7 protein-coding genes and 2 pseudogenes are annotated in these 11,410 nt (G+C 68.8%); 4 read left to right on the top strand and 5 right to left on the bottom strand.

Annotated elements, in window-relative coordinates:
* Positions 1-222: 222 nt before the first annotated feature.
* Positions 223-4,152 carry a PQQ-binding-like beta-propeller repeat protein gene (locus ABZT47_RS10095; protein WP_354838292.1) on the top strand — a complete coding sequence of 1,310 codons (3,930 nt, stop codon included), beginning with the start codon at positions 223-225 and terminating at the stop codon, positions 4,150-4,152.
* Positions 4,153-4,395: 243 nt separating this feature from the next.
* A complete protein-coding gene (locus ABZT47_RS10100; protein WP_354838295.1) occupies positions 4,396-4,782 on the top strand; it encodes a hypothetical protein in 387 nt (128 codons plus the stop codon).
* Between the two features lie 18 nt (positions 4,783-4,800).
* Here ABZT47_RS10100 and dapB read toward each other — a convergent pair whose 3' ends face one another.
* Entirely contained in the window at positions 4,801-5,604 is an 804-nt protein-coding gene (dapB, locus tag ABZT47_RS10105; protein ID WP_354838298.1) for a 4-hydroxy-tetrahydrodipicolinate reductase, read from the bottom strand.
* 122 nt (positions 5,605-5,726) lie between these two features.
* Positions 5,727-6,416 carry a hypothetical protein gene (locus tag ABZT47_RS10110; protein WP_354838301.1) on the bottom strand — a complete coding sequence of 230 codons (690 nt, stop codon included), beginning with the start codon at positions 6,414-6,416 and terminating at the stop codon, positions 5,727-5,729.
* Between the two features lie 353 nt (positions 6,417-6,769).
* Between ABZT47_RS10110 and ABZT47_RS10115 the strand changes: the two are divergent.
* Together ABZT47_RS10115 and ABZT47_RS10120 are read left to right on the top strand one after the other, a co-directional pair.
* Positions 6,770-7,204 (top strand): annotated as a pseudogene (locus tag ABZT47_RS10115) (protein kinase); the annotation flags it as partial.
* A 13-nt stretch (positions 7,205-7,217) separates the two neighbouring features.
* Positions 7,218-7,726, top strand: a pseudogene (locus tag ABZT47_RS10120) (IS5 family transposase); the annotation flags it as partial.
* A gap of 35 nt (positions 7,727-7,761) precedes the next feature.
* Here ABZT47_RS10120 and ABZT47_RS10125 read toward each other — a convergent pair.
* The 3 genes from ABZT47_RS10125 to dcm all read right to left on the bottom strand — a co-directional run bounded on the left by ABZT47_RS10125 (position 7,762) and on the right by dcm (position 11,369).
* Complete coding sequence (locus ABZT47_RS10125) at positions 7,762-8,991, bottom strand: IS256 family transposase (RefSeq protein ID WP_354838750.1); 1,230 nt, start codon at positions 8,989-8,991, stop codon at positions 7,762-7,764.
* 211 nt (positions 8,992-9,202) lie between these two features.
* Entirely contained in the window at positions 9,203-10,381 is a 1,179-nt protein-coding gene (locus tag ABZT47_RS10130) for a DNA cytosine methyltransferase (protein WP_354838303.1), read from the bottom strand.
* Positions 10,382-10,400: 19 nt separating this feature from the next.
* Positions 10,401-11,369: a DNA (cytosine-5-)-methyltransferase gene (gene dcm, locus ABZT47_RS10135; protein WP_354838306.1), complete on the bottom strand. Its 969-nt coding sequence runs from the start codon at positions 11,367-11,369 to the stop codon at positions 10,401-10,403.
* Positions 11,370-11,410: the final 41 nt, after the last annotated feature.

Below are 11,410 nucleotides of genomic sequence, written 5' to 3' on the forward strand. Positions count from 1 at the left end.
ACGACGGCAGAGGCATATCTCACACAACGACACCGCCACCGCCATCAGCCGCAAGCGCCGTGTTCTGTGCTCTACCGAGCCGCCCGTGACCCGAGGCACGGCGAGACGGCGCGTCACTAATTATCATTTATCGGCCCTTGGCGAATTGCTACATTGGTCGCATGTTTACCTGGCGTGGGAAGACTCACCAGATGGCGCTGATCGTGTTCGTGCCGGGCGCGGATGAACGCTGACTCGCCGGATCCCGAAGGTCCTGGTCAGGATTCCGCCGTCCCTGAGTCCGGTTACTCGGTGGAGGTCAGGGAATCGCAGGGCGTCCAGGTCGGTGAGCGGAACACCCAGATCAATTACACCTATAACAGGCTGACCTGGGTGGACGGATTGGCGCCGCCGCCGCTGGTGAGCGTGTCGGGAGAGATCGATTCCCCCTACCGGGGGCTGAATGCGTTCGAGGAACAGGACGCCCCATTCTTTTTCGGGCGGGAAGCGGCCGCGGGCGAGATACTTGACCGGATGGCGCGCCAGTTGACGGGAGCCGGCCTTCTCGTCGTCTCCGGGGTCTCGGGCGCGGGCAAGTCCTCACTGCTGCGCGCCGGGGTCATTCCCCGGATCAGGGGGACCGGGCTGGCGGGTGCACCTGAAGCGGCCACCTGGCCATGCCTGGTGCTCACCCCCACCCCGTCCCCGCTCGATGAGCTGGCGCTGCGCATCGCCGTACTCGGCGGCGCCGGTGCGGGCGTGCTGCGGCAGGCGGCACAGTCGGACAGGGCGGCCTTCGCGCTCGCCGTGCGGCAGGCCGCCCTGACGGCGGCACCGCCGTCCGCCGGGCCGCCGGACGCGGCGGCGGGGCAGCGCAGGCCATCCAGTCCGCGGCTGCTGATAGTGGTGGATCAATTCGAGCAGGTTTTCACGCAGTGCCCGGATGAGGCGGAGCGCGCGGCGTTCATCGCGGCCCTCCACGCGGCGGCGACGCTGGAACACGGAGCGGAACAGCAGCCGGCCGCGCTGGTCCTGCTCGGCGTGCGCGCCGACTTCGAGGCCCGCTGCGCGAACTACCCGGCGCTGGCCGACGCGGTCCAGAACCGCTACCTGGTGACCGCCATGACCGCGCGGCAGCTGCGGCTGGCCATCACCGAGCCCGCCCGGCAGGCCGGCGCCGAGGTTGCGCCCGACCTGGCCGACGTGCTGCTGGCCGAAATCCGGGCCCGGCAGCACGGCGGCTCCGGGCCGGGGGTGCTCCCCCTGCTGTCACACGCGCTCGACCAGGCATGGCGGTCCCGCTCAGGCCCGAACCTGACGCCGGCTGACTACGAGCGGACCGGCGGCATCGAACGGGCCGTCGCCGACAGCGCGCAACGCGCCTATGACCAGTTGACGGCCGGCCGGCAGGCGGCGGCCCGGCAGGTGTTCATCCGGCTGACCGCCGTCGGCGGGGACAACGTGGACACCGCGCAGCGGGCCACGCGAGCCGAGCTGACCGGTGGCCTCAGCGCCGCGCAGGCGCGCGACGTGGCGGCGGTCCTGGAAGCGTTCGCCGCCGAACGGCTGCTCACCCTGGCCGCCGACAGCGTGGAGATAAGCCACGAGGTGCTGCTCACCGCTTGGCCGCTGCTGCGCGACAGCTGGCTGGCGGATACCCATGCCGACCGCGTAGTCCGGACCCGCCTGCGGAACGCGGCGGCCGAATGGGACCTTCACTCCCAGGACCCCTCTTACCTGTACGGCGGCACCCTGCTCGAAGCCGCCACCGAGACGGTCGGCAGGATCGACGCCGATCCCGGGCGTAACCCGCCGCTCAGCCAGGTCGAGCGGGACTTCCTGCAGACTAGCGACCGCTCTCGCCTCGCTCAGGCCCGCCGCCGCCGCGCGGTCCTGGCCGGCCTGCTCGCGCTCGCCCTCGCCGCCGTGGCGGGGGGCGGCGTCGCGCTGGTCAACGCGGCGAACGCCAACCGGCAGGTGGCCATCGCCAACCACCAGCACGCCATCGCGCTGTCCCGCCTGCTCGCCACCAAGGCGGTGTCCCTCGACCCCACCGACGCGGTCATCGCACGACGGCTGGCGGCGGCGGCCTGGCACGCGTACCCGACGAGCGAGGCCGGCTCCGCCATGGTGACGCTGCTGGCCGAGCAGCAGCAGTGGGGAATGCTGCCCGTCTCCACGCGCCAGGTGTCCCAGGTGGCGTTCAGCCCGGACGGGAAGCTGCTGGCGAGCAGCGACAATGATGGCACCGTGCGGATATGGGATGTGGCGACGTCCCGTCCGGTCGGCCCGCCGTTGCCCACCACCTCGCGGCCGGACGGCTACCCCGACTCGCTGGGACTCGCCTTCAGCCCCGACGGCAGGCTGCTCGCCGCCGCCGGTCACGACCACAGGCTGTGGATCTGGAATGCGGCCGACGGCAAGCCCGTCGGGGTCCCGCTCCGGCCTGACGACCGGAACGCCTATACCGCACCGAATGTGGTGGCGTTCAGCCCGGACGGCAAGCTGCTGGCCGCCGGCTGCAACGACGGGACGGTCCGCCTGTGGGACATGACGGCCGGCCACCCGGCCGGCCCGCCGGCGCGGCGGTTCACCGGCCCCGACCGCGCCGTGCATGCCCTCGCGTTCAGCCCGGACGGCACGGTGCTGGCGGCCGGCACCGGCCACGACGACGGCCGGGTGCGGCTGTGGAGCATGACCACGGGCAGACTCCTCGGCGCGCCCCTCCGGGCCCAGCCCACCGGTCAGGACATCGGCGTCAACACGGTGGCGTTCAGCCCGGACGGCAAACTGATGGCCACCTACGCCGAGTCCGGCCTGGTGCGGTTGTGGGACCCGGCGACGGGCCGGGTCGTCAGGCAGTTCCCGTCCGGTGCCCCGGCCACCTTCGCCGAGGGGATGGCGTTCAGCCCGGACGGCCGGCTGCTGGCGGTCGCCGACGGCAATGATGACCTGATCCGGCTGTGGAATCCCGCCACCGGCCGGCAGACCGGCGAAACCCTCGCGGTCAACTCCACCGTTTCCTCGTACGTCAACGGCCTGGCGTTCAGCCCGCGGGGCCACATACTGGCCGGCGCCGCCGGCGACGGCACGGTCCGGCTGTGGGACCTGGCCGCCCGCCGCTTCGTCGGCCAGCCGCTGCGCGCCGCGACGGGGAACGCCGCCCCGGTCATCTACGACCTGGCTTTCCGCGGGCAAGGTGACCTGCTCGCCGTCATCAGCAGCGACGGCCGGGTGCGGTTGTGGAATCCTGCCACCGGCCGGCAGGAAGGGGCGCCACTCCAGGCCGGCGACACGTCGTTCGGCGGCGGCTCGCTGGCGTTCAGCCCGGACGGCACCCGACTCGCCACCGCCGGCTACACCTTGAAGCGCGGCTACCGGGCGCAGGTCCGGGTGTGGGACCCCGTCACCGGGCGTCCCGCCGGACCGTGGCCGCAGCCGGCCGGCACTACTTGGCTGATCAGCACGGTTGCCTTCAGCCCGGACGGCGACCTGCTGGCCGCCGCGGGCGACTCCCCGATGATCACCCTGTGGGACCGGTCCGGCCGGCGCCGCGTCATCACGACCGGGGGCGAGAAGGACCCCGATCCGTTCCCGCTCGCGTTCAGCCCGGACGGGACCCTGCTGGCCAGCGGTCTCGGCAACGTGCTGCGCATGTGGAATCCCATCACCGGCCGGCCCGCCGGCCCGCCGGTCCGGGTGAGCAGCGACACGAAGGTGACCATCTACGCGATCGTGTTCAGCCCGGATGGCAAACTGGTGGCCACGGCCGACGGAGCGGGCACCGTGCAGCTGTGGAACCCGCTCACCGGCCACCGCATCGGGCTGCCTCTGCCGCGCTCGGCTGGCATTAACAAGCTCGCGTTCAGCCCGGACGGCAGCCTGCTGGCCGGCGCGGGCTCCGATGGGACCCTGCGGCTGTGGGACCCGGCGACCGGCCGGTTGGTCAGCGAGCCCTTCCGGGCCGCCGACCTGAACGCCAACCTGCGGACCGTCGCCTTCAGCCCGGACGGCGCGGAAGTGGCCACCGCGGGCAACGACGGGGCGATACGGCGTTGGCGCGTCTGGCCGCTCGCCCACCCCTACGAGGCGCTCTGCATCACCACGGGCGCCCCCACCAGCCAAGAATGGTCGAAGTACGCCCCTGGTGAACCGCAGCCCGCGGTTTGCTGACCCGCCCGAGGAGAACACGGCCCTCCCTGACCGGCCGCGGTCGTGTTCCGGTCAGCCGGCGCGGCCGTAACGCCGGTCGGCCGCGGGCGTATGACCGGGTATGCGGTATGCGCGGCGGGGCGGTCAGGCGACCTGGTTTCCGGGTCCGGCACGGCGACCGGTTGGACCCAGCGGTCCCGCCGCACCAGCCTGACCAGACCGGCCCGCACCGACGGGCTCGATGCGTGAGCCGAGGGGGAATCGATGGAATCGGTGGCGTTGATCGTGACGGCACTCGCGGCCGGAGCGAGTTCCGGGGTGATCGAGGGACTGGCCGGCACCGTCAAAGAAAACGCGAACGCCGCCTTCGCCAAGCTGCTCGATCTGACGCGGCGCCGGTTCAAGGGAAACGCCGGTGCCGAGGTGATCCTGTCCGAGCACCAGAACGACCCGGCCACCTACGAGGCGCCGCTCGCCAAGAAACTGGCCGCGGCAGGTGCGGCCGACGACACCGAACTTCTCGCCGCGGCCAAGGCCCTGATGGAGCTCCTGGACCGATCGGGCGCGAGTCCCGGCAAGTACAACGTGACGATCAAGGATGCAAAGGGCGTTCAGGTCGGCGAAGACAACACCCAGTTCAACAAGTTCTGAGTGTCGGTTCGAGCAGGCTTATCGGTCGCCCATGAGCAGCAGAGTGTCCAGACCGCGTACCAGGCCGGTGTGGCCGGTCACCGCCCGGACGGCGAGCAGCGTGCCCGCGACGTACGGGGCCGGTGTGGAACCGGCGTCATGGCGGATGACCAGGCGCTCGTCCGGCAGCGCGAAGACGACCTCGGTCGAGACGACGAAGCTGGGCAGCCGCACCGAGTGCACCTGGGTGCCCGCTACCGTGGCGCCGCGCGCCTCGGCGTACCCGCTGGTCTCGCCGATGGGGACCTGCAAGGTGGGCGTGTTCACCTCGGCGAGCCGCTCGGCCAGCTCGCGGGCCGTCCCGCTCGGCGCGTCCGGCTTGCCGGCCTTGGCGTAGTCGATGATCTCCCGATTGGGCAGGTAGCGGGCGGCGAGCAGGGCGGCGGCCTGGGCCATCGCGGCGGTGAGGGAGAAGTTCCCGGCCGCGGCGACGCCCACCCCCGCCTCCCGGGCCGCGGCGTCGATGCCGGCGAAGTCGTCCGCGCTCAGGCCGGAGGTCCCGATGACCACCGACACCCCACGGCCGATCGCCGCCCGCACGTTGCCGAGCACCGCGTCGTGGGAGGTGTAGTCGACGAGCACGTCCACGCCGTCCAGCGCCTCCTCGACCCGGCCGGACACCGGGACGCCGTTCGGTGCGCCCTCCCAGACCTCTCCCAGGTCCTTACCGGCGGCGGACCGGCTGACCGCCGAACGCAACCGCAGATCATCGGCGGCCAGCACGGCCTCGGCGACCGGCCGTCCGGTCCACCCGGTCGCACCTGCCACACAGACAGAAAGCATGGACGTTCCTCCGGTCGCTCCGCGAGGAGATCAACGGTAGCGGCACCCGGACGTCCCCTCCCACAGGGATGCCGGCGCTTCAGCGGAAAGGCGTCCGCCCATCGTTGATCGGCCTGTGGGCCTCATACCCCGGTATGAAGCCGGGTCATGTCGATAGGTTGGACGGTGGGGTCCTGCCGGGCCACGGCGCGGCGGTCGTCACTGAAGCCGGTGCCGCTGAACAAGAGCAGTCGGGTGCGCTCGGCGTTGACGCCCTCGCGGGCACGGAGCAGGTCGCGGACCTGGTCGAGCCGACGCAGGTGCCCCAAGCCCATGACGTCGTTCCATTTGCATTCGCCGATGGCAAGGAGTTGCTTGCGCCCGGTCTCGTCCTGGCCGAAGGCCACGACATCGATCTCGTGAGCGGTCCGGTCGGCCGGGTCGGGGACGGTGCCGCCGGCCACGGTCGAGGGGATGCCGCCCAGGGTGCCGGAATCGCTGTACCAGGGGGTCCACTCGCGGCAGATGCGCTCGAAGTGAGGGCCGACGACCTTGCTGCGGAAGGTCGGTTGCAAACGGCGCCAGACGTTCGCCGCGCGGCCGGGGCGTTCGAGTTCGCCCCAGGCGGCTCGCATGACGGCGTGGTAGAAGGCGAGAAGAGGCTCGGCGATCCGGTACGCGGAACGGTTGCGGCGGAAGGCGTCCTGCTCATGGGTGATCATGCCGACGTCCTGGAGGACGGCGAGCAGATGTGCCAGGTCGGTCGACTTGCGGCCGAGGTAGGAGGCGATGCCGCCGCGATTGTGATTGCCGTCGACGATCGCGGCCGGCACCGAGTGGTAGAGCGCGGTGTCGTGAAGCTCGGGTGCTTCGGCGAGCAGATAGCGGCCCTCCCGGAAGAGTGGACGGCCAGGATGATGGAGGGCAGGGCAGGGGACGCCTTGGCGAGGAACGGGAATTCGTCGATGACCGCGACGGTGGGGCCGGCGGTGGCGATGCGCAGGAGCCGGGCCATGGCTTGGTCCCAATCGGCGAAGCGGAACGGGACGGGCTCGCCAACATGCGCGGCCAGCGCGTCGCCGAACTGCCGCAGCGCGTCGGTCTCGGTGGTCTCGGTGGTATCGGCGTCTTCTCACGAGGGGATCGCGTGATCCCCTATTGTCGGACCGACACGCTGGAGGGGTGGATGTCCGACCTGTCCCCGTTGTGCGCCGGTGAGCCGGGCCGGTTCGGCGAGTACAGGGTGCTCGGCCGCATCGGTCAGGGCGGGCAGGGCACGGTGTATCTGGCCGAGTCGTCCGCGGGGGAGCGGGTCGCGATCAAGGTGCTGCACCCGCACCTGATGATGGACCAGGACGCGGAGCGCAGGTTTCTGCGCGAGGTCGCCACCGCGCGGCGGGTGGCGACCTTCTCCACCGCACGGGTCATCGAGGTCGGCACGGCGAATCATCTGCCCTATATCGTCAGCGAGTACGTCGAGGGCGCCTCGCTGGAGCAGCGGATCCGGGAACGCGGGCCGCTCAGCGGCGACGAGTTGGTACGGCTGGCGCTGGGCACGGCCGGCGCGCTGGCCGCCATCCACCAGGCGGGCGTCGTGCACCGCGACTTCAAGCCGAGCAACGTGCTGCTCGGGCTCCAGAGCTGCGGTGGACTCTTCCCAGATCAGAGCCCTAAAAGGGGGGCGCAGACCGGCCCGTCACCGGTCGATCGAGGACGGGCCGGCAGCAAGCACCACCTGATCACCGACGCCACCGGCATCCCGCTCGCGGTCATCCTCACCGGAGCCAACCGCAACGACGTCACCCAGCTTGTGCCGCTGCTGCACGCGATCCCCAAGATTCGCGGCAAGCGCGGCCGTCCCCGCCAGCGCCCCGATGTGGTGCTGGCCGATCGCGGCTACGACCACGACAAGTACCGCCGGTTGGTCCGTGAGCTGCAGATCCGGCCGCTGATCGCCCGCCGCGGCACCGAGCATGGCTCCGGCCTGGGCAAACACCGCTACGTCGTCGAGCAGACCTTCGCCCTGCTGCACGCCTTCCGCCGTCTGCGCATCCGCTGGGAGATCCGAGCCGACATCCACCAAGCCTTCCTCAGCCTGGCCTGCGCCCTCATCTGCTGGCGCCGCCTCACTTCATTGCGTTAGGAGTTCTTAACGGCTGATCTTGGTTGTTGAAGTGTTCAGAGGTTGGCAGGGGTGAGGCGGCCTTCGAAGGCGATCTGGAAGGCGTTTAAAGGTGCCTTCCAGCGCATGGTCCATCTCTTGCGGCCCTGCCCGGTGGGATCCAGACTCATCAGGGCCATGAACACACACTTCAGGGCGGCGGTCTCGTTCGGGAAGTGGCCGCGGGCTCGCACGGCCTTACGGATGCGGGCGTTGACGCTCTCGATCGCGTTGGTGGAGCAGATCACCTTGCGGATCTCGACGTCGAAGGCCAGGAAGGGCACGAACTCCGTCCAGCTGGTCTCCCACAAGCGCACGATCGCCGGGTACTTCTTCCCCCAGGTCTCGCAGAACTCATAGAACCGCTCCAGCGCCGCGTCTTCGGTCGCGGCGGTGTAGACGGGCTTAAGCGCACGTGCGATCTTGTCCCAGTCCTGGCGGGATGCGTAGCGGAAGGAGTTGCGCAGCAGGTGGATCACGCAGGTCTGCACGATCGTGCGGGGCCAGACCGCCTCCACCGCCTGCGGCAGGCCCTTGAGGCCGTCGCAGACCAGCATGAGCACATCGTCCACGCCACGGTTCTTCAGCTCGGTCAGCACCGCAAGCCAGTGCTTTGCGCCCTCACCGCCGTCGCCGGCCCAGATGCCCAGGATGTCGCGGTGCCCGTCGACGGTGACGGCCATGGCCAGGTAGATGGGCCGGTTGGCGACGTGGCCGTCTCTGATCTTGACGTTGATGGCGTCCACGAACAGGACCGGGTACACGCGATCGAGCGGCCGGTTCTGCCATTCGGCCATGCCGTCCATGACCTTGTCGGTGACGGTGGAGATGGTCTGCTTGGACACGCTCGCCCCGTAGACCTCGGCCAGGTGGGCGGAGATCTCCCCATGGGTCAGTCCCTTGGCCGACAGCGACAAGACCATCTCGTCCACCCCCGACAGCCGGCGCTGCCGCTTGCGGACGAGCTGGGGCTCGAAGCTACCCGCCACATCCCGTGGCACCCGCACCTCCACCGGACCGACATCGGTCACCACGGTCTTGGTGCGGCTGCCATTGCGGCTGTTGCCGCTGTTCTTCCCGGCCGGGTCGTGCTTGTCGTAGCCGAGGTGATCGGTGATCTCGCCTTCCAGGGCCGACTCCAGCACCCGCTTGGTCAGATGCTGCAGCAGGCCACCCTCACCGGTCAGTTGCAGCCCCTCACCCCGGGCCCGGTCCACGAGCATCGAGATCAGCTGCTCATCCGTCATCGAGCGGTCCGGCTCGACAGGCAGTTCGTTCACGGACAGTGACTCCACGGCGGTCTCGGACATCAAACGTCTCTTCCTTGATCATCAGATCCGCCGTTAGTTTTACAGTCCCCCACCCCAGTCTGCTGCATTGAAAATCGCTGAGCGCCACCGATCCCGTGTCAACCTATAGCAGTGACGTTTCAGCGGTATGTCGCTGAGGAACCGCCCTCTAGTGAGGGGCAGCAGCACGCAGGTAGTGGTAGAGGTCCCCGGCGATGGCCTTGGCGAGGTCGACGGGGACGGCGTTGCCTATTTGGCGGGCTATCTGAACTTTGCTGCCGACCCACTTGTAGTCGAGTGGGAATCCTTGTAGGAGAGCCGCCTCCAGATGAGTGATCGGGCGGTCGGCTTTGGGGTGGAGGTAGCGGCCTTTCTCGGGCTTGTAGAACTCGGTACGGATCGTCACCGAGGGCCGGTCCCACCAGAGGCGACCCATGACGTCGCCGGCGCCGTTTCGATGCTTGATCCAGTTTGGGGTGGACAGCTCTTCCGGAAGGTTGTGGCGATTTCCCCCCTCAGGGATAGCCTGGTAGCGCTTCAGGGAGTGTTCCGTTGGGTTACGGCCGATATGAAGGTCGGTGGTGCGGAAGGTGCCTGGGAGCATCCCATCGAGAAGGGTGCAGGTACGGGTGGGGAGTTCCGTCGTCAGAGTCTCCGGCGGCGTCATGCTGAAGACAACGCTCGAAGGGATCCAGTCCTTGAGTGACACAAATAGGGTGCTGTCTTCGTGCCCTCTATCCGGCTTCCGGTGGGTCGGTGCGGGATGCTGAAGGGGCTTTCGAGATGGATGCGAGCTGACAAGGTCACGGTGCGTCGCGAGGACGATCACTCGCCTGCGGGTCTGCGGAACGCCGTAGTCGGCTGCGTTAAGGAGTTTCGTCGTTAGGACGTAGTCTCGTAGTTCACCAGTAGGTCCGGTGGAGGCGGTGAGTAATTCGAACTCTCGGGACCGCAGAAACCGGTCAACATTCTCGATGATGAAGACCTTGGGCTGGAGGTCCAGGACAACCCGGACGTATTCCTTCCAGAGCTTGTTGCGCGGGTCGCTCGGATTCTCTTTCCCGAGGCCGGAGAAGCCTTGGCAGGGAGGGCCGCCAAGTATCACGTCGACGGTCGAGCCCAAGTCCTTGGCGTTCCACCGGGCGATGTCGCCGGCATAGATATGGTCGGTTCCACCCGCCTCCTCGGCGAAGTTGGCGGCATAGGTGGAGGCCGCTGCAAGGTCCCACTCGACCGCGCCGACGGTGCGGAAAGCGTCCGGCATGAAGGAATGAAATCCCTGGGTCAAACCCCCGCACCCGGCGAAGAGGTCAACGATGTTGATGGGTTGGGTGGTGCAGGAGGTCATGGGGGTCACCTTACCGAGATCAGCCTGTCAGCGCCGCTGCGATCCGGCGACCCACCACCTCGGCCACGGGAGGTGGGAACGCTTGGGCGACCTGTCTGTAGCGCGCGGTCTTGCGCCCGGTCACGATCCAAGCGTCCGGCAATCCCTGAAGCCTCATCACCTGCTCGACGGTCAACTTGGGAACCCCATCCCGGCCGAGATCGGGGTCGAGGATGAAGCCGTCGTCGGGTACGTCGTCGCCGATGCCGTGGGCGTTGACGGCCAGTTCCATCCACTGGCGCTTGGTTCGCGTAGGGCCGAGGTCGGCACCGCCATGATTCCTGGATCCGCCTACAATCGTTGGTGCGACGCGGTTGGCCAACGAAGCCCAGGCGTCCGCGGACCTCCATCCCCTGCGCGTCATGGAGTCCCGGAGGACCTCGCCCACCGTCGCAGCGGTCTGATGGGTCGGGGAAGGCCACTGGAATCGGGCGAAGTCATCGGGACGCATGGCGACCAACAAGCAGCTCCGCCTGGTCTGGGGGACACCGAAGTGTGCGGCGTCGAGGACGTTCCAATTCCAGGAGTAGTCGAGGTGCTTCAGCTCGGCTTCGACTTCCTCGCGTACGTGCACGAACTTGGGCTGCAGTAGGGATGGCGTCGTCTCCAGCAGAATCGCTCGAGGTTGTAGCTCAATCGCCAGATAGATCGCCGCCGCCAGGAGATCACGTTCGTCGTTGGTGCCTCCCTGCTTACCAGCGATCGAGTAAGGACTGGAGGGGATGCCGCCGGATAGCAGGTCGACCGTCGAGATATTGTGGTCGGCCCCGACGAAGTTCTTGAAATCCATCTCCAGGACCCGCCAACCCGGTCGGTTGGCGTGCAAGGTCCGACAGGCGTGTGGATCGTTGTCGATCAGGACGACCGGATCGAACCCCGCACGCTCTAGACCGAGTGCTTGCCCGCCGACGCCGGCGCCGATTTCGAGGCTGGTGAGCCGGCTACGCATCGGGGATGCCTCCTGATACGGTCCTCGGGCGGTAAAGGGAT

The organism is Sphaerisporangium sp. NPDC005289, from assembly GCF_040607455.1.
GTDB classification, from domain to species: Bacteria; Actinomycetota; Actinomycetes; order Streptosporangiales; family Streptosporangiaceae; genus Sphaerisporangium; species Sphaerisporangium rhizosphaerae.